Origin of the sequence: Nonomuraea endophytica (assembly GCF_014203235.1) — a bacterium.
Classification (GTDB): domain Bacteria; phylum Actinomycetota; class Actinomycetes; order Streptosporangiales; family Streptosporangiaceae; genus Nonomuraea; species Nonomuraea endophytica.
In genome coordinates this window covers 663,355-685,389 of sequence record NZ_JACHIN010000003.1, presented here as the reverse complement: position 1 = coordinate 685,389, position 22,035 = coordinate 663,355, and the positions used below count along the sequence as shown (strand labels likewise).

General features: G+C 71.7%; 18 protein-coding genes. 5 read left to right on the top strand and 13 right to left on the bottom strand.

Annotation, left to right across the window (positions count from 1 at the left end):
• Window positions 1–2 precede the first annotated feature (2 nt).
• From HNR40_RS15050 to HNR40_RS15035, 4 genes are read right to left on the bottom strand one after another with little or no spacing between them, the layout of a single operon-like run.
• Window positions 3–662 (bottom strand): hypothetical protein, encoded by a 660-nt coding sequence (locus HNR40_RS15050; protein WP_184961464.1) that lies wholly within the window; start codon window positions 660–662, stop codon window positions 3–5.
• Window positions 663–700: 38 nt separating this feature from the next.
• Complete coding sequence (locus HNR40_RS15045) at window positions 701–1,768, bottom strand: acyltransferase family protein (protein ID WP_184961462.1); 1,068 nt, start codon at window positions 1,766–1,768, stop codon at window positions 701–703.
• Window positions 1,765–2,376, bottom strand: coding sequence for a TetR/AcrR family transcriptional regulator (locus HNR40_RS15040; protein ID WP_184961460.1), 612 nt, complete (start codon window positions 2,374–2,376; stop codon window positions 1,765–1,767). Before HNR40_RS15040 ends, HNR40_RS15045 begins: the two co-directional genes overlap by 4 nt.
• Before the next feature lie 9 nt (window positions 2,377–2,385).
• Complete coding sequence (locus HNR40_RS15035) at window positions 2,386–3,864, bottom strand: MFS transporter (RefSeq protein WP_184961458.1); 1,479 nt, start codon at window positions 3,862–3,864, stop codon at window positions 2,386–2,388.
• Window positions 3,865–3,954: 90 nt separating this feature from the next.
• On the opposite strand from HNR40_RS15035, the gene HNR40_RS15030 reads away from it, so the two are divergent.
• On the top strand, window positions 3,955–4,767 hold the full coding sequence (locus HNR40_RS15030) for a TetR family transcriptional regulator (RefSeq protein WP_184961456.1): 813 nt from the start codon (window positions 3,955–3,957) through the stop codon (window positions 4,765–4,767).
• Here the strand turns inward: HNR40_RS15030 and HNR40_RS15025 are convergent.
• From HNR40_RS15025 to meaB, 6 genes are all read right to left on the bottom strand, one after another.
• Entirely contained in the window at window positions 4,764–5,708 is a 945-nt protein-coding gene (locus tag HNR40_RS15025; protein WP_184961454.1) for an acyltransferase domain-containing protein, read from the bottom strand. The genes HNR40_RS15030 and HNR40_RS15025 overlap by 4 nt on opposite strands.
• A 6-nt stretch (window positions 5,709–5,714) precedes the next feature.
• The gene (locus HNR40_RS15020) at window positions 5,715–7,961 is read right to left on the bottom strand and encodes a CehA/McbA family metallohydrolase (RefSeq protein WP_246509044.1); all 2,247 of its coding nucleotides are present in this window, start codon (window positions 7,959–7,961) and stop codon (window positions 5,715–5,717) included.
• Between the two features lie 107 nt (window positions 7,962–8,068).
• Entirely contained in the window at window positions 8,069–8,413 is a 345-nt protein-coding gene (locus HNR40_RS15015; protein WP_184961452.1) for a hypothetical protein, read from the bottom strand.
• Window positions 8,407–8,835: an acyl-CoA thioesterase gene (locus tag HNR40_RS15010; protein WP_184961450.1), complete on the bottom strand. Its 429-nt coding sequence runs from the start codon at window positions 8,833–8,835 to the stop codon at window positions 8,407–8,409. The genes HNR40_RS15015 and HNR40_RS15010 overlap by 7 nt, the downstream gene beginning before the upstream one ends.
• 2 nt (window positions 8,836–8,837) lie before the next feature.
• Window positions 8,838–9,467 (bottom strand): TetR/AcrR family transcriptional regulator, encoded by a 630-nt coding sequence (locus HNR40_RS15005; RefSeq protein WP_184961448.1) that lies wholly within the window; start codon window positions 9,465–9,467, stop codon window positions 8,838–8,840.
• A gap of 264 nt (window positions 9,468–9,731) precedes the next feature.
• Window positions 9,732–10,691, bottom strand: coding sequence for a methylmalonyl Co-A mutase-associated GTPase MeaB (meaB, locus tag HNR40_RS15000; RefSeq protein ID WP_184961446.1), 960 nt, complete (start codon window positions 10,689–10,691; stop codon window positions 9,732–9,734).
• 812 nt (window positions 10,692–11,503) lie between these two features.
• Between meaB and HNR40_RS14995 the strand changes: the two genes are divergently transcribed.
• From HNR40_RS14995 to HNR40_RS14980, 4 genes are all read left to right on the top strand, one after another.
• A complete protein-coding gene (locus HNR40_RS14995; RefSeq protein ID WP_184961444.1) occupies window positions 11,504–12,916 on the top strand; it encodes a serine/threonine-protein kinase in 1,413 nt (470 codons plus the stop codon).
• Window positions 12,917–14,764, top strand: coding sequence for a serine/threonine protein kinase (locus HNR40_RS53580; protein ID WP_221340320.1), 1,848 nt, complete (start codon window positions 12,917–12,919; stop codon window positions 14,762–14,764).
• Complete coding sequence (locus HNR40_RS53575) at window positions 14,761–16,596, top strand: serine/threonine-protein kinase (RefSeq protein ID WP_221340448.1); 1,836 nt, start codon at window positions 14,761–14,763, stop codon at window positions 16,594–16,596. Before HNR40_RS53580 ends, HNR40_RS53575 begins: the two co-directional genes overlap by 4 nt.
• Before the next feature lie 66 nt (window positions 16,597–16,662).
• Complete coding sequence (locus tag HNR40_RS14980) at window positions 16,663–17,139, top strand: GNAT family N-acetyltransferase (RefSeq protein ID WP_184961442.1); 477 nt, start codon at window positions 16,663–16,665, stop codon at window positions 17,137–17,139.
• A gap of 181 nt (window positions 17,140–17,320) precedes the next feature.
• Here the strand turns inward: HNR40_RS14980 and scpA are convergent, their stop codons facing one another.
• From scpA to HNR40_RS57200, 3 genes are read right to left on the bottom strand one after another with little or no spacing between them, the layout of a single operon-like run.
• Entirely contained in the window at window positions 17,321–19,486 is a 2,166-nt protein-coding gene (scpA, locus tag HNR40_RS14975) for a methylmalonyl-CoA mutase (protein WP_184961440.1), read from the bottom strand.
• The gene (locus HNR40_RS14970) at window positions 19,483–21,165 is read right to left on the bottom strand and encodes a methylmalonyl-CoA mutase subunit beta (RefSeq protein WP_184961438.1); all 1,683 of its coding nucleotides are present in this window, start codon (window positions 21,163–21,165) and stop codon (window positions 19,483–19,485) included. The genes scpA and HNR40_RS14970 overlap by 4 nt, the downstream gene beginning before the upstream one ends.
• A gap of 48 nt (window positions 21,166–21,213) precedes the next feature.
• Window positions 21,214–21,990 (bottom strand): peptidoglycan recognition protein family protein, encoded by a 777-nt coding sequence (locus tag HNR40_RS57200; RefSeq protein ID WP_184961436.1) that lies wholly within the window; start codon window positions 21,988–21,990, stop codon window positions 21,214–21,216.
• Window positions 21,991–22,035: the final 45 nt, after the last annotated feature.

The window sequence follows — 22,035 nt, the reverse complement described above, 5'->3', positions numbered from 1 at the left end:
TGTCACTTTCTGGCGTAGGCGGTGACGGTGACGGGGTGGTCGGCGGCGCCGTACCGGATGGAGAGCTCGACCTTGATCGGGCCGGTGGTCAGGACGTTGCCCACCCACAGCGCGCGCCGGTCCGCGCAGCCGGTGAAGCGGTAGGAGGGGGTGCCGTCGGACAGGGTGTAGGCGTTGTCGCGGCGGTACTTCGCGCGGTCGAACAGCAGGGCGGTGCCGGGCGTGCGGGTCGTGACGGTGAAGTCCGCGCCCGGCTCGGCGCGGACGGCGAGCTTGAAGCCGCGCACCGCCGGCCCGCCCCCGGACGGCGGCGCGATCGGAGGCGGAGCGCTCGGGGGTGGGGTGCTCGGGGGTGGGGTGCTCGGGGGTGGGGTGCTCGGGGGTGGGGTGCTCGGGGGTGGGGTGCTCGGAGGCGGCGCGCTTGGGGGCGGGGTGCTTGGGGGCGGGGTGCTCGGGGGTGGGGCGAGGGCGAAGGCGAGCAGCGCGGCCGGGCCGGAGACGACGACGCGGTCGTCGAGGCCGGCGTCGAAGTCCGGCTGGTTGGCGCCCGCGCAGACGCGGCGGCCGGGAGGTTCGCGCACGGTGGAGGGGATGGTGCCGCTCGTGGCGGCGCTGCAGCCGCTCAGCAGCAGGGCGGTCGCGGCGAGGAGCGTGCGTCTCATGTCCCGGATACACCGCCCGGCCGCGCGGGGTTCCCCGCTCAGAGGATGCGCTTGGCGCCGGGGATGGAGCGCACCAGGTAGCCCAGACCCCAGCAGATCGGCAGTGCCAGCGCCGCCACGAGCGCGAACTTGGCGATGGCCGGCGCCGCCAGGCCGGACAGCAGCGTGCTGATGCCGACGAGCACGAGCGGGTGGATGATGTAGACGGTGAACGCCTGGTCGGCCAGGAACTTGCCGAACGGGCCCTGCCGGTTGAAGCGCTCGCGGAACCAGACGCTGAGCGCGATGACCATCGAGACCGCGAAGACCGACTCCCACGCCGCCGTGCCGAGCTGGGCGACCCAGCCCCTGGTCCACATCCCGGCCGGCAGTAGCACCGCCGAGGCGACACCGGCGGCGATGAACCCGTACTTGGCCGCCGACCTGGGCAGCGTCTCGAACCAGCCGCGCCGGTAGGCGATCAGGCCCAGGACGAACATGGAGGCGTACTGCGGCAGGTAGGAGGGCGTGGGCAGGCCGACGACCGGCCAGTACTGCCCCACGGGCACCAGGAACCGCCACACGAAGACGGCCAGCGTCAGCCCGGTCACGAACAGCGCGATCGCGCGCAGGGTCAGCTCGCCGCGCCGTTCCTCGATCTGCCGCCCGGAGCGGCGCCACAGCACGTAGAGGCCGGTCAGGACCAGCAGGACCTCCACGAACCACATCGGTCCCGGGTCCCAGGAGCCGATGTAGAAGTGCCAGTACGGCATGGAGCCGTCATAGATCCCGGCCATCGCGACGGGCCGCAGGAACAGCAGGTAGGCCAGCAGCGGGATGCCGAGCCGCTTCAGCCGGTCGCGCATGAACGGTCCCGGGCCCTTGCGGTCGTAGGAGCGCGGGGTGAAGAAGCCGGAGATGAGGAAGAAGAACCCCATGAAGAACGCCTGGTTGAACATGACCAGGAGGTCCAGGACGATGCCGGTGCCGTCTTTCGCCTGTTCGAAGACGTACCAGGCGGGGATGTTGCCGTAGGTGACGGCGACGTGGTGGACGACGACGAGCGCGGTCAGCACGACGCGCAGGTTGTCGACGGCCAGCAGCCTGGTGCGGGTCTCGGTCTTCACTTGACGGCCCTTTCGAGGAGGTCGGCCAGCTCGCGCGCGTGGGCGTCGAGGTCGTGGCCGGGGATGACCACCCAGTAGGTGAACATGGCGTCGACGGCGGCGGAGTGGGTGACCGCCATGACGCGCCGGTCGAAGGGGCGGAACTCGCCCGTGTCCTGGCCGAGCTTGTAGACGAGCTCCAGGGCCTGGTAGATCTCCTCGTTGGTCTGCGGGCCGTAGCGGGCTCCGCCGTCGGGGCCGCGCAGGTTGTGGAAGATCTCGCCGATGGCCTTCAGCCGGTTGCGGTTGCCGCGCATGTGCTCGGCGACCGCCAGGACGTGGGTGCGCAGGAGCTCGGTGGCGGACTTCTCGCCCTCCATCTTGGCCAGCACGTACTCGGCGATCTGCGCGTAGACCTGGTCGACGACCTCCTCCATCAGCTCGTCCTTGCCGGCGAAGTGGTAGGAGATGACGCCTTTGCTGATGCCGGCGTGCTTGGCGATGTTCGCCAGGGACGCGCCGGCCCACCCCGACTCGGCCAGGACCTCGATGGCCGAGGCGATGATCTGCGTCCGCCTGGCCTCTTCGATGAACGATCGTTGGCCGGTTGGCTTATTTTCTGACCGCATGGCCAGAATTTAGCACACTCGGCCAGAACGTGCGCGCAGGACGAGAACGCCCATGGTCACCATGACGACCGCTCCGGCCAGCGCCGCCGTGCGCATGCCGTCCACGTAGGCGGCTCGGGCCGCGGTGGCGAGTGCCGTACCGGCGTCGAGGGCGAGGGCGCCGCCCAGCGTCTCCCTGGCCACCGCCGCCAGTTCGGCGGGCACGTCCGGCGGCATGGTCGCGGTGAGCGCCGCGCGGTAGACGGCCATGCCGATGCTCCCGAGTACGGCCGCGCCGAACGCCTGCCCGAACTCCGTGGCCGACTCGAACAGGCCGGAGGCCGATCCGGCCTTCTCCGGCGGCGCGGTGGAGACGACCAGGCCGGAGGCGAGCGCCTGCACCGACCCGATGCCCCAGCCCAGCAGGATCTGCCCGCCGAACAGCAGCGGCAGGTTCTCCTCGGTGCCCAGCCCCGCGATCAGCAGGAACCCGGCCGCCCCCAAGACCATCCCCGACCCCATGACGTGGCCGGGCCGCAGCCACCGGGTGAGTCCGGCCCCGAGCACCGATCCGGCGGCCGCGCTGACGGCGGCCGGCACGATCATGAGTCCGGCGGCGATCGGCCGCATGCCGAGCACCGACATCAGGTACTGGGTGAGGAAGTAGAACGTCCCGATTAGCGCGAAGACCGCGAGCGTGGCGGTGGCCAGGGACAGGCCGAAGCCGGGCCGCCGGAAGAGCGCCAGGTCCAGCATCGGGCCGGGCCGGGTGCGCTGCCTGCGCAGGAACAGCGCGGCGAACACCAGTCCAGCCGCGGCGGCGGCCCACATGGTCACGGAGAAGTCCTGCCCGGCGGCCTTCTTCACCGCGTACACCAGGGGCAGCGCGGCCAGCAGGACGAGCACCCCGCCGGCCAGGTCGAACCGGCCGGGAGCGGGATCGCGGTACTCCGGCAGCAGCGGGCCGAGCACGAGCAGCACCAGCATGATCGGCACGTTGATCAGGAAGACCGATCCCCACCAGAAGTGCTCCAGCAGCCACCCTCCGGCGACCGGCCCGGCCACGCTGCCGAGCGTGAAGACCGCGGCCCAGACGGCGATCGCCATCCGCAACTGCCGCGGGTCGGCGAACAGGACCCGGATGAGCGCGAGCGTGGGCGGCATCAGCGTGGCCGCGGCGGCGCCCTGCAGGGCGCGGGCGAGGATGAGCAGTTCGGCACTGGACGCGAACGCCGCCGCCGCCGAGGCCAGGCCGAAGGCCACCGCGCCCAGGAGCAGCAGCCGCCTGCGGCCGATCCTGTCGCCCAGATGGCCCATCGGGATGAGCAGCCCGGCCAATAGGAACGCGTAGACGTCCACGATCCACAGCTGCTGGGCGCCGCTCGGCTCCAGCTCCGCGGTCAGCGACGGCAGCGCGAAGAACAGCACGGTCACCGTGACCGAGATGAGCAGGACGGGCAGCATGAGGATCGCCAGCCCTGCCCATTCCCGCGGACCCGCCTTTTTCATTCTGCCTCCTTACGATGTACGTCATGTCCTTCCTACTAGCTATTTACAGGCGAGTGATATCATTTCGTCACGGAAAAAGGGTGTGATGAAATGGCGACCTGCGCGCGGTGCGGAAAAGAACTCGTGCTTCCCGGCCGGGGCCGCAGACCGCTGTACTGCTCCCGCTCCTGCCAGGCCCGCGCCTACCGGGCCCGCCGGTCAGTGGTGGTGACGCCGGTGCGGGAGCAGCGCGGCGAGGCGGGGCTGTCCAGGGAGCTGATCGTGCGCACCGCCGTGCGGATCGCCGACGCCGACGGCCTGGAGAGCCTGTCCATGCGGCATGTGGCGAGCGCGCTCGGCGTCAAGGTGATGTCGCTGTACAACTACTTCGCGGGCAAGGAAGAGCTGATCGACCTCATGGTCGAGGCCGTCTTCGCCGACGGCCTCGACTCCGGGCCCCCGATCCGGGGAGGCTGGCGGGCCGAGCTGGAGGCGGCGGCCCGGTGGGAGTGGGAGATCTACTCGGCCCACCCATGGCTGCTGGAGGTGATCGCGACCGTCCGGCCGCCGCTCGTCCCGAGCCTGCTGGCCCGCTTCGAGCGCGGACTCGGCGCGTTCGACGGCCTGGGCCTGGACCCGGTGACCACCCACCGCCTCTACCTGGGCGTCAGCGGGCTCGTGCAGGGGCTGGCGCTGCTCCGGGTGAGCGAGATCGCCGCGGGCCGGCGCGGCGGCGGGATCTCGCTCAGCCAGTGGCGTGCGGTGACCGTGCCCGCCGTCTACGAGAAGCTGGGCGCCGGCCGCTATCCGCGCCAGAGCGCGCTGCGCGACAGCCCGGACGTCCTGGCCGACCTGGAGGAGATCTTCACGATCAACCTCAGGATCATGCTGGACGGCCTGGCCGGCTTCGTGGAGACCGCTTAGAGGGGCAGCCAGCCGGCGCGGCCGTACCAGGTGCCGCCGGCGGCGAGGTGGTCGGCGATCGCACGCTCCAGGCTGGTGCGGCGCGGCAGCGGGTCGGCCTTGGCGTCCGCGCCGAAGACGAAGTCCATCATCCCGCTGGTCTCGAAGCGGTGCAGCAGCCGGAAGCGGCGCTGGAAGGACATGATGTTCGAACTCGCCGGCAGATACTGGGCGAACTGGTCATCCAGCAGCCACGAGCTGCAGGTCACCACCGGGTAGTCCTCGTCGGGAAAGTGCTTGGGGAAGAAGGCGCGCGCCCGCTCGAAGGCGTCCGTGCAGGCCGAGGGCGGGAACGGCCCGCAGAAGTCGGGGATGTGCAGCCCCAGCGTCCGGCCGTGCTCGCCCACCGGCACCCCGGCCGCGCGCACCGCCTCCAGCGTCCTGCCGCCCATCTGGTCGCGCGAGAACTGCAGCCGCCCGAGCTGGTAGAGGATCCCGCGCACGTGCGCCATGTACCAGAACGGCGCGTGCAGCCCCGGCCGGCCGTGCCGCTTGCGGTGCACGGCCATGTTGCGGCCGATGTCGGCGAGCGTCTCGTGCGACACCTCCTCGGGGATGCCGCGCGCGCGGTGGAACTCACGCGTGTACGGCAGCGCCGCCAGGAACACGTGCACATAGAAGTACGGCCCCAGCTCGGGCAAATCCGGGAAGTAGGGCGGGTCGTCGCGCACGTCGATGGCGGAGACCAGGGAGTGCACGCAGCGTTCGAGCAACCACCACTGCGGGGTGCCCGGCTCCGGCGCACTCGTGATCACCCCGGCGACGTCCTCGTGCGGGACCGTCAGCCGCATCAGCTCGCCGAGCAGGTCGTGGGGCGCGGGCGGGCGGGCCTCGAAGCCGCCCAGCGATTCGAGGTGGGCGAGCCAGGCGGGGTGCTCGCGCAGAAGGTTCTTGATGTCCATCGGCGATCAGCCTAGCCGGGTTCCGTACACCTCCCTGGCCCGTTCGATCAGCTCCAGGTGGTCCTCCAGCTGGCCCGGCGCGTCCAGCCTGGCGTGGATCCTGACCAGGTCCTCCAGCAGGTCCAGCCAGTCCAGGCACCAGCGCACGTCGGAGCCGCGCGCCACCTGCCTGCCGCCGACGTCCACGTGGACGGGGCTGGTCAGGGCGTACCCGGTGGCGGTCAGCGTGCGCGGGTGCGGCTCGCACAGGGCCTCGGCGAGCACGTAGGTGGGCTCGCCGACGTCGAGTTCGACGGTGACGGTGAGCGCGTCGTCGCCGCCGCCGAGCCGTCCGGCGCCCGCGCGGACCCCGTCGGCGGTGCGGATGCGCACCGCCGACACCTCAGGGCCGATCGCGGTCGCGGTGACCGACAGCCGCCCGCCCGGCTCCGCGTCGATGACCGCGCCCGGTCCGTGGCCGTCCACCGACAGCTCCAGCCACGGACCGGTCGTCGCGAACGTACGGCGGGCCCGCACGGCCGAGGCGAACGACTCCGCGGTGAGCGCCCCGTCCACGCGGGCGTAGACGCGGCCCCAGCCGGGCGGGTTCGACTGGTTGTCGGAGCGGGTGAAGGAGATCATCGTGTCGGTGCCCGCGGTGACGGCCAGCCGGTTCCCCGCTCCCAGCAGGCGGCGGTAGACGGCCGCGGTGGCCGGGATCGAGGCGTGGGTGAGCACGTCCAGGCTGTCGACCAGGCCGAGCGCGGCGTCGGCGACCAGCGCGCTGGCCGAGCAGTCACGCGCCACCGGCCCGAACAGCGCCTTCGCCGGATCGTCGTCCCTCACCGGCTGGCCGAACGGGTGGCTGTAGCCGAGCAGCGCCCCCAGCCGCCGCAACTCGGCCAGGGCGGCGGCGTTCGGCGGCCAGTCGGGCGCGCCGTCGAAGCCGGTGTGCAGGCGGTCCGGCTCGGCGGTGAGGCCGAAGGCGTAGGCGTGGCCGAGCAGGTCGTTGCGGTACTCGGCGCCCATCCTGGCGATGTGCGTGGCGTCGGACCAGGGCAGGTCACGGCCGATCCAGTGCGCCAGGGCCTCGCGGTCGTACACGCGGGCGCCCGAGACGTTCCCGGCCAGCAGGTTCAGGACGTGCAGGTCCTCGCCGTGCTGGGCCGCCGCGGCGTCGGCGGGGGCGGCGATGAGGTCACCGGCCCAGTTGAGGTGGGTGTGCAGGTCGCCGCCGTACCATCCGCGGGCGGCGGCGTGGTAGATGCGGTGCGGCGTGAGCCGTACCTGGTGGTCGTGGCCCGGACGGGGGGTCAGCTCCGTGCGGACCTGGTCGTACTCCATGCCGCGGGTGGCGGTGATCGTCAGGGGTTCCGCCGGGACGTCGAGGGTGAGGTCGTCGCCGTGGAAGTAGGGGCGGCCGTGGAAGTCATGGCGGTGCGGGGCTCCTGCGGGGAACCAGCCCTGGCCGCCGTCGCCGGTGACACTCCAGCGGCAGGGGTACGGCGAGCGGAGCCTCACCCTGGCCACTTCGGCGACCCTGAACAGGGGTGTCGTGTCTACAGGGGTGCCGTCGAGGATGACCGGTGTGCTGGGGGTGATCTCGGTCAGCCAAGCACCCTGAGGGGATATTTCACGACGTAAGCTCCCGATTTTTACGGTGGCCGGGTCGGCACGTCCCGAATCCACCAAGAACGCCACCCTGACCTCGGCGTCCCCATCGTGGCGGCCGTCGCCCCCACGGTCGTCGCCTCCCCCGCGGCCGTCGCCTTCCTCAGGGCCGTCGCCTCCTGTGCGATCTTCTCCATGGCCGCCCTCTCCCCCGAGTCCTCCCTCTCCCCCGTGGCTGTTCTCCCCACCACTGCCGGTTTGTTCTCCGCGGTCCTGTCCTTCCCCGCGGCTGTTTTCTGCTCCGCGGAGGATGACGTGGGGTCGGCCGTCGAGTACCGGGCCCTCGGGGGTGAGGCGGAGGGCGGCGGCGTGGGCGGGGAGTTCGCCTTCCAGGGTGTCGCGCAGGATCTCGTCGTAGTCGGGTTCGGCCAGGCGGGCGCCGAGGCCCTCCAGCGGCTCGCCGGGGTGGAGGGCGGCCAGGCGGCCGAAGGCCACCCGCCAGAAACGGCCCTGGAGCTCGGGCGGGAGCACTCGCCTGCGGGCGAAGAGCTTGACGTAGTGGATCTCCGGCTCGCCCCAGGTGATGCCGTGCTCGCCGAGCAGCCCGCCGTACTCTCGCAGGGCCCCCGCGACCGGTTCGGGCAGCATCGGGTCATCACACATGCGCGGTCTCCCCGTCGTCGACTGCGCGCCATCGTGACACACGCCACACCTCTGGGTAGCCGCCCGGGCCGAAACGAGTAGCGATATTTCACCCGGCGATGGATAGTTCACCCACTGGGGACGCCGATGCTCTCCCACGTCCTGGTTGTCAGCGTGCCCTTGCCCCGGTAGGCGCGGACAATGTCGACGTGCGCGCGCAGCCGTACGAACCGGTCGAGGTCGGTCCCCTCCCGCCACACCGACACCGATCCGATACGGCGCCGCACCGGATTCACCCAGAGCCGCAACGCCACGGCGCCCTCCAACTCCGGCCACAACTTGCTCAACTGCCAACCGGCCCAGCAGGCACGCGGCAGGTCGATGGCCCGGTTGAGCTGGAAAGCGGTCTCGCTCACCACCAGCGGGGTGTCGCCGGGCACGTGCGGGCCGGGCAACCAGCGGGTGCTCAGCATGCGGCGGGTTCGCGCATCAGGACGGCCGCCGCCTCGCGGATCTCCGGGGAGAACGGCGTGGGCCGCAGGGTGGTGGAGTCGAGGTTGACGTTCACGCGGTGGCCCTCGGCATGGACAACCGTCCGGTCGGCCGACAGGACGCGGAAGCCGTACACGCCGGAAGTCCTTCCCATGCGCTCCAGCCAGAACTCCACGAGCACGTCGCCCGCCCCCATCACCGGCGAGTTGTACACGATCTTGAACTCGCGCACGACCATGTAGACGTCCTTGAACTTCGACAGCGCCGGGTCGAACCGCCAGCCCGCCTCGGTCCAGAATGCGGACACGGCGCGCTCGACGAGCAGGGCGTAGCGGGAGTTGTGCAGCAGGCCCATGGCATCGAGGTCATCGAAATGCACCTGAACGGGCTTGAACTGGGTCACGGTCAATCCTCCGGGAGAAGCGAGGGGTCGGTGGCGAGCCCGCGCAACCGCTGCAGGACGGCGGCGCGGGAGTAGGAGTAGGCCTCGGCCGGATCGATCAGCCGGGCATGGGCGACGGTCGCCTCACCCAGGGCGTTGATCTCGAACGCGAGGCGGCCCGGGTTGGTGTCGTCCCTGAGCTCGCCCAGGGTGACGGCTTCCTCGACCATGGCGCGTACGGCGTTGAGCCAGTCGGCCATCGCCTTGGCCACCCGGTCGCGCACTTTCCCCGGACGGTCGTCGAACTCGGCCTGGGCGACGAAGAAGAAGCAGCCCCCCGGGAGGACGCCGTCCTCATAGAAGCGCAGGCGAGCCTCGTGCATCGCGAACAGGCGGCGTACACCGGCTGGAGTCCTCATGGCGGGGCGGACGATGTGGTCCACCCACTGGCGAGCGGCCCAGTCGACGGCGTCCAGCTGGAGTTGTTCCTTGTCACGCCAGTGCGCGAAGAAACCCGACTTGCTCATGCCGGACTCTTCTGCGAGCCGCCCCAGGGTGAGGCCGCTGAGCCCGTCCACGGAGGCGAGGGCGACGGTTCGTTCGAGAATCGCCTCCCTGCTGCGCTGCCCACGCAACCTGCGTCCATCGGTCATGGGCACGACTATATACGAACGACCGGTCGTTTTGTTTTCCGTCGCGCCTTCGAGCGTTGGATGCACGCGCCCGGGAGTCGGAGGCATGCCTTTGGGAACCGCGCGGCCACGCGAACCGGCACGCTGCACATGCGGAACTGCGCGGCGCAGTGGACCTCTGGAACGTGCGGCGGGTGAGGGCCTGTGGCGTGCGTGGGAGTGTGCGGCGGTTTGGGGTGTGGCCTGATGTGGTGGCCTGGGCTTGCCGTTGGGGCGGCGGGGCGGTCAGGGGCGTTTGAAGGCGGCCAGGAGGCGGTCGGCGGCCAGGGCGGGGGTTAGTTCGCCGGCCAGTACTTCGCGCTCGACCTCCTTGGTGAGCGCGGCCACCTCGGGGTTGCCGTGCAGTTCGGCCAACAGGCGGTCCTGGACCAGCGTCCACGTCCACCGGACCTGCTGGGCGCGTCGCTTGGCCGCCACGTCCATACGTTCCCGGTGGGCGCCGATCTGCTGCCACAGCTCTTCCAGCCCGGCGCCGGTCAGTCCGCTGCAGGTGAGGACAGGAGGCGGCGGCCCTTCTGAGCGCAGCATGCGCAACGCACCGGCCAGTTCCCTGGCCGCCTTGCGCGCGGCCATCTCGTGTTCCCCGTCGGCCTTGTTCACGGCGATCACGTCAGCCAGCTCCAGCACCCCTTTCTTGATCCCCTGGAGCTGGTCCCCAGTACGCGCCAGGCTCAGCAGCAGAAAGCTGTCCACCATGTCGGCGACGGCGGTCTCCGACTGGCCGACGCCGACGGTCTCGACGAGCACCACGTCGTACCCGGCCGCCTCCACCACGACCATGGCCTCCCGGGTCGCCTTGGTCACTCCCCCAAGCGTGCCCGAGGTGGGGGAAGGCCGAATGTAGGCATGCGGATCAGCCGCCAGCCGCCCCATCCGCGTCTTGTCCCCCAGAATGCTGCCCCCCGTCCGGGTAGAGGAGGGATCAACGGCCAACACGGCCACCCGATGCCCCAGCCCGGTGAGCAAAGTCCCAAACCCATCAATAAAGGTAGATTTCCCAACCCCCGGCACCCCGGACACCCCAACCCGCCACGTCCGCCCGGCGAGAGGGGTCAGCGCGACCAGCACATCCTGCGCCAGGCGCGCATGGTCACTCTTCGTGGACTCCACCAGCGTGATCGCCCGCCCGATCCAGGTCCGGGACCCGGCCTTCACACCCTCGACATAGTCCTCGACCGACCGCATGCCCCCGATCGTACGTTTCCCCGCCACCCCCACCCAGCCCCACACACCCCACACCGCCCCCGCTTACCACCCTGGACACCGCTCTCACAGACACGCCACCCTCCAGAGACGCGGCCCGCAATACCCCGACGTGAGCCACCCACCGCCCTCACGGTCACGCCGCCCCGTGGGGGCGCGGCGCTTCACGGCGGCGTGGCGCTTCGCCGGAGGGCGGCGCGAAGCGCCTCCCGGTCTCGCGGACGCGCAGCTCTACGGGGCATGCCGCCCTGCGGGCCGCGCAGCCCAGCGGGCGCGCAGCCCAGCGGGGCGACGCGAACCACGAACCGGTCTCGCAGGCATGCCGCCCAGCGGCGTGGCGCGGACCACGCAGGGGTCTCGCAGGCATGCCGCCCTGCGGGCATACCGCTCGGCAGGGCACGCAGTTCTACGGGAGCGCCGCTCTACGGGAGACGCGACTCTCCAGGGCCCGGAGCGACCCACTGGCCGGTCTCCCCGTCCGCGGCCCGCAGGGCTCCGCGGGGCGCAGCCCTGCGGGCTCGGCTCTGCGGGAAGCGGGGCTCTGCCGGGGGACGGGCTTTGCCCGGGGCGGGGTGAACGCGTCGCCGGACTTGCGGAGTGTGTTGTTGGTGCTGCTTCGGGTCATCAGGGTGCCGCGGGGGGGTGCTCTTGGGGTGGCAGGTTGGGATGGTGGGGTGTTTGGGCTGGTGGTGGGGGGTGTTTACGTGTTTATCGGACTAAGTTCCGACAAATCGTGTCTCTAGGCGCTAGGGTGCTGGAGATCCATCTCAGCCGTCACAGGAGTCACTCCCCTCATGCCGCACGTCGAACCGTTGCGCGAGGGCGATCCGGCGGCGGTGGGACCCTACCGTCTGGTTGGGCGGCTCGGCGCCGGCAGTCAGGGCGTGGTCTATCTGGGCCAGGCCAGGAACGGCGTGCCGGTCGCGGTCAAGGTGCTGCGCGAAGGCCGGACAGGGGACGACCGCCTCGCCGAGCAGATCGCCGCCGCCCGCCGCGTGGAACCACTCGGCGTGGCACAGGTGCTTGACGCCTCGTTCGCCGGCCGGCCGTACATCGTGAGTGAGTATGTGGACGGGCCGCCCCTGCAGCGGGCGGGGCGGCACGCGGGCGCCGAGCTCCAGCGGCTGGCCAACGCGACCGCCACGGCGCTGGCGGCGATCCATCAGGCGGGCGTGGTTCATCGGGACTTCAAGCCGGCCAACGTGCTGCTGGGTCCGGGCGGGCCGAGGGTGGTCGACTTCGGGCTGGCGGGTGATGACCACACGCCGAGTGCGGGTGGTGTGGCCGGTACGCCTGCTTACATGGCGCCGGAGCAACTGGCGGGGCAGGCCGCCGGGGGCGCGGCGGATGTGTTCTCGTGGGCGGGGACGGTGGTGTTCGCCGCTACGGGCAAGCCGCCGTTCGGCGACGGGGCGCTGCCCGAGGTGATCAACCGGATCCTGCACGAGGAGCCGGAGCTGGGCGATCTGCCGCAGCCGTTGCGCGCGATCGTGCAGGGCTGTCTGGCCAAGGATCCTGCGCTCCGCCCCGCCATGCGGCAGGTCGTCCTGCAGTTGCTGGGTGGTGAGCAGCCGCTCCCGGCCGCGAAGGCGGGCCGTTCGCCCGTCCGTCGAGGTGTACGGCGGGCGCTGATCGCCGGCGTGTCCGGGGTGATGGTGCTGGCCCTGTCCGGGGCGATCGTCTGGCTCACCTCCGATCCGCGCCGCGACGCCGGGCCGGTGGTGACGACGGTGACGCCCGCCTCGGCGTCCTCCTCCAGCCCGAAGCCGACCAAGACCCGCGTCCGCCACCCGCGCGCGACCGGCACCCCCTCCCCGGGCGACCTCACCACGCCCTCCCTCGGCTCCTCCACCACGCCCTCCCCCAGCGCCTCCTCCACGCGGGACGTGGGCACGATCCGGGTCCTGTACGTACGCGCCCAAGGCGTCAGAACCGCCCAGACCCGCGACTGCCAGGTGGGCGACACCGTGGTCAGCGGCCTCGTCGAGGGAACCCGCTGGCCGGTGCGCTTCCGCTACGCCTGGATCGTGGACGGCCAGGTGGCGCGGCACGGCACGGCGTACATCACCGAGGCCCGCACCCGCGCCGTCGTACCACCGCCCGCCATCACGCTCCCCGGACGGCACACCGTAACCCTTCGCGTCACTTCGCCGGTGACGGCCCGCGAGTCGATCGCGGTCGAGGTGTGCCCGGTGGGGACGGAGTAGATGGGCACGATCGCGCCACTCGGTCCTGACGACCCCGCTACCGTAGGTCCCTACCGACTGGTTGGCAGGCTCGGCGAGGGCGGTCAGGGCGTCGTGTATCTCGGGCAGGCCGACAACGGGCCCCCAGTCGCGGTGAAGGTGCTGCGCGACGGGCTGGGCGGCGACGACCGCTTCGCCAAGGAGATCGCGGCCGCGCGCCGCGTGGAACCGTTCTGCATCGCGCAGGTCCTCGACGCCTCCCTCGGCGGCGGTCCGGGTCCCGGCCGGCGGTACCGCCCGGGTCAGGGCATGCCCGGTCAGGGGTACGGCAGGCCGTACATCGTGACCGAGTATGTGGAAGGGCCGTCGCTGCACGAGGCGGGGCGGCACAGCGGCGCCGACCTGCAGCGGCTCGCGGTCGCCACGGCCACCGCGCTGGCGGCGATCCACGAGGCCGGTGTGGTGCACCGCGACTTCAAGCCCGCCAACGTACTGCTCGGGCCGGGCGGGCCGAGGGTCATCGACTTCGGCATCGCCCGCGCGACCGACGCGGCGGCGACCGCGACCAGCGGGATCGTGGGCACGCCCGCCTACATGGCGCCCGAGCAGCTGGCCGGGCACGATGTGGGGCCGGCGGCGGATGTGTTCGCGTGGGCGTCGGTGATCGTGTTCGCCGCCACCGGGACGCCGCCGTTCGGCAGTGACACGCTGCCCGCGATCATCAACCGCATCCTGCACAACGAGCCCCAGCTCGGCGACCTGCCCCGGCAGTTGCGCGGCGTCGTGTACGACTGCCTGGCCAAGGACCCCGCCGCCCGGCCGCCGATGCGCGAGGTCCTGTTACGCCTCCTCGGCGGCGACCAGCGCCCCGCCCCGGATCCCCAGAGCCCGGCACAGGGATACGCGGGTCCGGCAGGCGGACACGCAGGCCCAACGCCGGGTCACGCGGGCTCACCGCACGGCCGGGCGAGATCAGCGCCCGGACACGCGGGTCCGACGCCAGGACAGGCAGGTCCGGCGTGGGATCACGCTGGTTCGCCGCCCGGACACGCAGGTTCGGCATGGGATCGGGCGGGTTCGGCGCCAGGACATGCAGGTCCGGCATGGGATCGCGCGGGTTCGGCGCCCGGACATGGTCAGGGTGGGCAGGTTACCGATCCTGGCGGGCGGCGGGATCAGGTCACCGATCGGGTACATCGCCGCAAGCCGGTCAAGGCCGCGCTCGCGGTGCCGCTGGCCGTGGCCGGGGCCGTCGTGGTGGCCGGTGGGCTGGTGTCGGGGCTGACCTGGCTCGGCGGCGGTTCGGGGCTGTGGGCGGCCGCCGCGCCGTACACCTCGACACCCACCGCGAATGGCGGAAAGACCCCGCGCCCCGGCAAGACCACCCGCAAACCCACCCCCAAGAAGACCCCGAAGCGAACCCCCACGCCGAAGCCGTCGAACGAGCGCACCCCCCAGAGTCCCACCCCGACGCGGGAGAGTCCCACGCCCGAACGCACCACCCCTGCTCCCACGCGCACCACGAAGAAGCCCGCGCCGGCCGCCGCCAAGGTCCGGGTGCTCGGCATCGACCTGCGCGGCGGCCCCGGCCAGGACCATACGGCGAGCTGCTACATGCCGCCGGTCGGGTTCTCGGGCTCGCTGGAGTCGAGCAGGTCGGAGGTGTGGATCAGCTACGCGTGGGTGGTCGACGGGCAGGTCAAGCACAGCAACCGCACGTGGGTGCCGAAGGGCGAGTTCACCGCTCCGGCCCTGGCGCACCAGTACATGCTCAAGACCGGCGGGCACAACGTCACCCTCAAGGTCACCGCGCCGGGCAGCGCGGCCAGGTCGCTGCCGTTCAGCGTCTGCTCGATGGAGGGCCAGTGACGCCGCCGAGCGTGGGGCCGTACCGCATCGTGAGGAAGCTCGGCGAGGGCGGCCAGGGCGTGGTCTACCTCGGACAGGCGCCGGACGGCGCCAAGGTCGCGGTCAAGGTGCTGCGCGAGGGCGGGGACGGCCTGGCCAGGGAGGTGGCGGCGCTGCGGCGGGTGGAACCGTTCTGCGTGGCGCAGGTGCTGGACGCCTCGACCGGCGGCCGGCCGTACATCGTGACCGAGTACGTGGAGGGGCCGTCCCTGGCGGAGGCCGGGCGGCACGGCGGGGCGGGGCTGCAACGTCTGGCCGTGGCCACCGCCACCGCGCTCGCGGCCATCCACCGCGCGGGCGTGGTCCATCGCGACTTCAAGCCCGGCAACGTCCTGCTCGGCCGCGACGGCCCCCGCGTGATCGACTTCGGCATCGCCCGTTCCGGCGCCTCCCTGACCGTCACCAGCAGCGTCGTCGGCACCCCCGCCTACATGGCCCCCGAGCAACTGGCGGGCGCGGGCGTCGGTCCGGCGACCGACGTGTTCGCGTGGGCCGGCGTCATGGTGTACGCCGCCACGGGCAGCCCGCCCTTCGGCAACGACTCCCTCCCGGCCGTCATCACCCGGATCCAGCACGCCGACCCGGACCTCGGCGACCTCACCGGCCCCCTGCGCCCGATCGTCACCCGCTGCCTGGCCAAGAACCCCGCCGCCCGCCCCACGATGCAGGAGGTCCTGTTCCAGCTCATCGGCGCGGGCGCGCCTCCTGACAACATCCTTCCCGAAGCGGGTGTACGGCCCGGCTCCCCCTTCCCAGGACCGGCCAACAGAACTCCCTTCCCAGGACCGAGCGACAAGACGCCCTTCCCAGGGCCGAGCGACGGAACTCCCTCCCCGGGACCGGCCGGAGGAAGCCCGTTCCCGGGAACAGGCCCGCACCCCTCTTCCGGTTCGGGCACCCCCGACGGGATGCGCGGCGGCCAGAGGCGGCGCGGGTCCGGCGGGCCTGTCGGCGGAGATGGCGGGAACGACCGAGAGCGGCGCGGGTCCGGGCCCGGCGGACCTCTCGGCGGAGACGGCGGAGACGACCGAGGGCCGCGCGGGTCCGGGCCCGGCGGACCTCTCGGCGGAGACGGCGGAGACGACCGAGGGCCGCGCGGGTCCGGGCCCGGCGGACCTCTCGGCGGGCACGGTGGGGATGGGTGGAGGCGGGCGTTGCTGGTTGCCGGGGCGGCGGCGGGAGCCGTGGTGGTGACGTCGGGGCTGGTCACGGCGCTGGTCACCGGTATCTCGTGGCCGGTCGCCCAGACGCCGCCCGGGCTGCCGTCCACGGGTACGCCTCCGGCCGGCAGCGTGGAACCGGCTGTGAAGCCCACGGCACAGAAGTCAGCCAAGCCGCCCCGGACACCAAAGCCAACGGCGACGCGGAGCCGTACCAGGGAAACCCCGGACGCCAAGCCCACAGCGGACACCAAGCCCACGGCGGACGAGCAGCCCACCACGGACGAGCCCACGCAGAAGCCCACGACGTCCAAGCCGGCCGCGCCCGCCGGGCGGGTGGGGTCGGTGAGCCTGCGGTCGGAGGGGCTGCGGACCGGCGACTGCTACCGGCAGTCGAACATCGCGGCCACCGTGAGCGCGAGCAAGAAGACGCCGTTCACGTACCGGTGGATCCTGGACGGCCGCGACATGGGCAAGGCGGCGGCGACGGCGCCGACGAAGCTGGTGCTCGGGTATGCGCACATCCGGTCGGACGGGGCGCACACGGTGCAGTTCCGGGTGCTGTCCCCCAATGCCATGACACGGACGTTCAACTTCAGCACCTGCGACGGCGCCCCCTGGCCCGAGGAATAGTGGTCAGCGGGTAAGGGCCGCGAGTGGCCATGCCCCACCTGCGGATTTGTCCGTAAGTTTCGGTGCATGGTCAACACTGTCACCGTGGAGAAGTTGCTGCCCTCGGATCGCGACGCCTGGGAGGAGCTGTTCCGCGGCTACATCGCCTTCTACCGGCGCACCGAGCCGCAGAGCATGTACGACAGGGCGTGGCAGGAGTTCCAGTCCGGCACCCGGCTGCACGCGCTCGGCGCCCGGCTCGGCGGACGGCTGGTCGGCATCACCCACTTCCTCGTCCACGGCAGCACGTCGGCCCCCGACACCGGCCTCTGCTACCTGCAGGACCTCTTCACCGCCGAGGACGTACGCGGCAAGGGCGTGGGCCGGGCCCTGATCGCCGCGGTCACCGACTGGGCGCGGGCCAACGGCTGCGCCCGCGTCTACTGGCACACCCAGGAGGGCAACACCACGGCCCGCCGCCTGTACGACCAGGTGGCCGTCAACCCGGGTTTCATCAAGTATCAGATCGACCTCCCCGGAGGCGCCCGCCCTCCGGGAAGGTGAGACGGAAGATCTGTCGCTATCGGGAGCCTCTGCCCCAGCCGACACCGTACGCCGCCGGAGCCTCGGACTGATCGTGCAACGGCATGGACACCACACGTCCTTCCAGTCAGAGCTGTCAGACTGGATTCAACTGCGGCTCGCATGCGCCACACTTGCGCCTCACTTGTCCGGAGCCGCCAGGTCAGTGCCCCAGCCGCGCGGTCAGGTCCTTCAGGAGGCCGAGGGCGGCGTCGGCGATGACCGTGCCCGGCGGGAAGATCGCGCCGGCGCCCGCCGCCCGGAGTTCGGCGAAGTCGCCGGGCGGGATCACCCCGCCCACCACGATCATGGTGTCCTCCGCGTCGAGGGCGGCGAGTGCCTCGCGCAGCGCGGGCACCAGCGTGAGGTGCCCGGCGGCCAGCGAGGACACGCCGACGATGTGCACGTCGGCCTCGACCGCCTGGCGCGCCACCTCCTCCGGCGTCTGGAACAACGGGCCGACGTCCACGTCGAAGCCCAGGTCGGCGAAGGCGGTCGCGATCACCTTCTGGCCCCGGTCGTGGCCGTCCTGGCCCATCTTGGCGACCAGGATGCGCGGCCGGCGACCCTCGGCGCGCTCGAAGTCGGCGCACGCCTCGCGTACGCGCTCGATGTTGGCGGCCGGGCCGGCCTCGTCTCGGTACACGCCGGAGATGGTACGCACCTGGCCGGCGTGCCTGCCGTACACCTTCTCCAGCGCGTCGGAGATCTCGCCGACGGTGGCCTTGGCGCGGGCGGCGTCGACGCAGAGCTTGAGCAGGTTCTGGTCGAGGCCGGGGCCGCGGGTGCCGCTCTGGGCGGCGTCGGCCGCCTTGGTGAGGGTTTCGAGCGCGTGGCGTACCTCGTCATCGGAACGTTCGGCGCGCAGGCGGCGCAGCTTGTCGATCTGCTGCGCGCGCACGGCGCTGTTGTCGACCTTGAGCACGTCGATGGGCTCGTCGGCGGCGGGCCGGTACTTGTTGACGCCGATGACCGGCTGGCGGCCGGAGTCGATGCGGGCCTGGGCGCGGGCGGCGGCCTCCTCGATGCGCAGCTTGGGCAGCCCGGCGTCGATGGCCTTGGCCATGCCCCCGGCCTCCTCGACCTCGCGGATGTGGGCCCAGGCGCGTTCGGCGAGGTCGTGGGTGAGGCGCTCGACGTAGTAGGAGCCGCCCCAGGGGTCGATCACCCGGGTGGTGCCGGACTCCTGCTGGAGCAGGAGCTGGGTGTTGCGGGCGATGCGCGCGGAGAAGTCGCCGGGCAGGGCGAGCGCCTCGTCGAGGGCGTTGGTGTGCAGCGACTGCGTGTGGCCCTGGGTGGCGGCCATGGCCTCCACGCAGGTGCGGACGACGTTGTTGTAGACGTCCTGGGCGGTGAGCGACCATCCGGACGTCTGCGAGTGGGTCCGCAATGACAGAGATTTCGGATTTTTCGCGTTAAATCCGGAAACGAGGCGCGACCACAACAGCCGCGCGGCCCGCAGCTTGGCCACCTCCATGAAGAAGTTCATGCCGATGCACCAGAAGAACGACAGCCGGGGCGCGAACACGTCGATGTCCAGCCCCGCGCCCACCCCCGCCCGCAGGTACTCGACCCCGTCGGCCAGCGTGTACGCCAGCTCCAGGTCACAGGTGGCCCCAGCCTCCTGGATGTGATACCCCGAAATACTAATAGAGTTGAATTTCGGCATCTTTTCACTGGTATAAGCGAAAATATCCGAAATGATCCGCATAGAGGGTGCCGGGGGATAAATGTAGGTGTTGCGGACCATGAACTCTTTGAGGATGTCGTTCTGGATGGTCCCGGCAAGCTGCTCCGGCGCCACGCCCTGCTCCTCGGCCGCCACGATGTAGAGCGCCAGGATCGGCAGCACCGCGCCGTTCATCGTCATCGACACCGACATGCGGTCCAGCGGGATGCCGTCGAAAAGCTGACGCATGTCATAGATCGAGTCGATCGCCACCCCGGCCATCCCGACGTCCCCGGCCACCCGCGGATGGTCGGAGTCGTACCCCCGGTGCGTGGCCAGGTCGAAGGCCACCGACAGCCCCTTCTGCCCGGCCGCCAGGTTGCGCCGGTAGAAGGCGTTGGAGTCTTCAGCCGTCGAGAAGCCCGCGTACTGCCGGACCGTCCACGGCTGGTTGACGTACATCGTGGGATAAGGCCCTCTGAGGTACGGCGCCGCCCCGGGATAGGTCTGGAGGAAGTCCAGCCCGTCGAGGTCGGCGGCCGTGTAGAGCGGCTTGACCCCGATGCCCTCGGGCGTCTCCCACACCTCGCCAGCCACCTCGGGAGCGGCTTCCTGCGCACCGCCCGCGAGCGGGACGGAGGTGAAGTCGGGGATGCTCATCGTGCCACCTCCAGGTCGTCGAAGGTCGTCCTGAGCACCGCCAGCGCGTCGCACCCGGCGAAGACGCGGCCGTCCACGTGCTCGTACTCCCCCTTCCCCGCCAGCCAGACGCGTCTCGCGCCGGCCCGTTTCAGCGCCGCGGCGACCGCCTCGGCGTGCTCGGGGTAAAGCTTGTCGCTGGAGCACAGGCACGCCACCCGCGCGCCGCTGACGGCGAAGGCGGTGGCGATCTGCTCGGCGTCCACTCCGGGCCCGGCGCTCTCGGTGGCCAGCCCGCCCGCCCGGAACAGGTTGGCGGCGAACGCGGCCCGCGCGGTGTGCGCCGCGACCGGGCCGATCGTGGCCAGGAACACCTTGGGCCGCTCCGGCTGCGCGTCGGCCAGGTCCCGCAGTTCCTCGAACGGCTCGGCGTAGCGTCCGCTCCCGCGCGGCGTGCCGCCCGGCAGGGGCTTCTCCTCCAGGTTCGGGAACTCGCTCACGCCGGTGATCGGCAGCCGCCGGTGCGCGATGTCGGCGTCGCGCCGGGCGCGTACCTCCGCGATGCGCCCGGCCACCAGCTCCTCGGCCCCGCCCGGCAGCCCTCCGGCCGCCTCGATCTCCTGGAACCAGGTCCAGGCCGCCTCGGCCAGCTCCGCCGTACGCCGTTCCACGTACCAGGAGCCGCCCGCCGGATCGGCCACCCGGGCGGCGCCGGACTCCTCCATCAGCAGCGCGTGGGTGTTGCGGGCGATCCGCCGCCCGAACGCGTCCGGCTCCCGCACCGCGGCGTCGAACGGCCGCACGGTCACCGCGTCGGCACCGCCGACCCCGGCGCCGAAGCAGGCCAGCGTGGTGCGCAGCATGTTCACCCACGGGTCGCGCGCGGTCATCATGGCCGAGCTGGTCACCGCGTGCTGCAGCTGCCGCTCGGGCCCGCCGCACACCTCGGCCACCCGCGCCCACACCACCCGCGCCGCGCGCAGCTTGGCGATCGTGGCGAACTGGTCGGCGCTCGCCGCGAACCGGAACTCCAGCTGCCCGAACGCCTCCTCCACACTCAGCCCGGCGCCGGTGAGCGTCCTGAGGTGCGCGACACCGAGCGCCAGCGAGCAGCCGAGCTCCTGCGCGTCACTGCCCCCCATGTCGTGGTACGGCGTCGCGTCCACGACCACCGCCCGCAGCTCCGGGTACCCCTGTGTACACCGTCTGGCCAGGGCGGCCACCACCCGCGGCTCCACCGAGGCGAGCGAGGCCCCCAGATTCCCGCGCACGGACCCCTGACGTTCGGCCGCCAGCCCCAGCAGGACGTCGGCGGCCCGCTCGACCAGCGCCCCGGCGTCGAGCACGACGGGCGCGAGGTCCAGGTAGACGTCCTTGAGCACCCGCGGCAGCCCGTCGACCGGGATCGCGTCAGGCCCGACGGCCAGCCACAACGAGGTGACACCGTTCTCCAGGTCGGCCAGGACCGCCTCCGGATCGGCGACGGTGTGCCGCTGGCGCACGTCCCAGCCGCGCGCGCCGAGCGGCGGCCGGGGCACGCTGGGCAGGTCGGGGGCGTCGTAGAGCGGCTGGAGCGTGAGCCCGTCGTACGTACGGCTGGTCAGCGCCTCGAAGTCGAGGCCGGACTTGCCCAGCACGGCGAGCGCCATCGCGTGCCAGTCGTCACGGGTGGCGGGGGGATACCCGGCTGCCAGTTCCATGTTCGGATATTAAGCGGAACCGCTCCAGAACAATGCTCCGGGTCCGCCTTAGGGAAGCGGCGCCTCCCACGCCAGCCGCCACGTGAGCTGCCCCACGATTCCGTCGTCCGCGATGCCCTGGTTGCGCTGGAACCTGCGGCACACGTCCCGCGAGGCGGGCCCGTACGCGCCGTCGGCGTCGATCTCCCAGCCGCGCTTCTTCATCTGCGTCTGCCAGGTCCGCACGTCCTGCCCGGACATGACCGGCGGATACTTCAGCAGCCGCCCGGGAAACGGCGGCGCCGTCGGCGGATCAGGCGGGTCCGGCGGCCCCCCGCCAGGACGCGGCGCCCCCTTGCGCACCCACGCGTAGAGCGCGTCACCCGGGCAGTCGGTGGCGAACCCGTCGCGGTGCCCCTTGATCTCCCGCCCGGCCGCGCCCTTGGCCCGCAGATGTTCGACCGCGTCGATGATCCCGTGCAGCATCGCGTCCGGCGGCTGCACCAGCCCGGCGTTGCCGACGAGCCCTAGCACTGCGTAGTGACCGGCGTTGAGCCCGGCCCCGTTGGCGGCGGGCAGATGATGCGGCCCCCGCCCCTCGAACACCTTCCGATGCGGACAAACCGCATAGGTGTATCCGATGTCGATCCAGCCGTTGCCGTCCATGTGGTGGTTCTGGATGGATTGGACAAGAGCGACGCATTTGGCGTGGTCACGCGTGAGGCCGGGATCGACACGGCCTCCTGTGTAGTGGACCTTCACACCGCGCGTCGCGTCGAGCTGCGTGTAGTCGCCACGCGGCGGCCGAGCATTCCATGCGCGTCGAAGAATGAGGTCGATGGCCACGGTCTGCTCCCGGGGGATCACGTTGAGGTGACAACTGAGCGTAAC

Bases quoted from the DNA above. Each gene is read 5' to 3' on its own strand.
- HNR40_RS15050 (WP_184961464.1), bottom strand. From the start codon at position 662: ATGAGACGCACGCTCCTCGCCGCGACCGCCCTGCTGCTGAGCGGCTGC.
- HNR40_RS15040 (WP_184961460.1), bottom strand. From the start codon at position 2,376: ATGCGGTCAGAAAATAAGCCAACCGGCCAACGATCGTTCATCGAAGAG.
- HNR40_RS15035 (WP_184961458.1), bottom strand. From the start codon at position 3,864: ATGAAAAAGGCGGGTCCGCGGGAATGGGCAGGGCTGGCGATCCTCATG.
- HNR40_RS15030 (WP_184961456.1), top strand. From the start codon at position 3,955: ATGGCGACCTGCGCGCGGTGCGGAAAAGAACTCGTGCTTCCCGGCCGG.
- HNR40_RS15025 (WP_184961454.1), bottom strand. From the start codon at position 5,708: ATGGACATCAAGAACCTTCTGCGCGAGCACCCCGCCTGGCTCGCCCAC.
- HNR40_RS15020 (WP_246509044.1), bottom strand. From the start codon at position 7,961: ATGTGTGATGACCCGATGCTGCCCGAACCGGTCGCGGGGGCCCTGCGA.
- HNR40_RS15015 (WP_184961452.1), bottom strand. From the start codon at position 8,413: ATGCTGAGCACCCGCTGGTTGCCCGGCCCGCACGTGCCCGGCGACACC.
- HNR40_RS15005 (WP_184961448.1), bottom strand. From the start codon at position 9,467: ATGACCGATGGACGCAGGTTGCGTGGGCAGCGCAGCAGGGAGGCGATT.
- meaB (WP_184961446.1), bottom strand. From the start codon at position 10,691: ATGCGGTCGGTCGAGGACTATGTCGAGGGTGTGAAGGCCGGGTCCCGG.
- HNR40_RS14995 (WP_184961444.1), top strand. From the start codon at position 11,504: ATGCCGCACGTCGAACCGTTGCGCGAGGGCGATCCGGCGGCGGTGGGA.
- HNR40_RS53580 (WP_221340320.1), top strand. From the start codon at position 12,917: ATGGGCACGATCGCGCCACTCGGTCCTGACGACCCCGCTACCGTAGGT.
- HNR40_RS14980 (WP_184961442.1), top strand. From the start codon at position 16,663: ATGGTCAACACTGTCACCGTGGAGAAGTTGCTGCCCTCGGATCGCGAC.
- scpA (WP_184961440.1), bottom strand. From the start codon at position 19,486: ATGAGCATCCCCGACTTCACCTCCGTCCCGCTCGCGGGCGGTGCGCAG.
- HNR40_RS14970 (WP_184961438.1), bottom strand. From the start codon at position 21,165: ATGGAACTGGCAGCCGGGTATCCCCCCGCCACCCGTGACGACTGGCAC.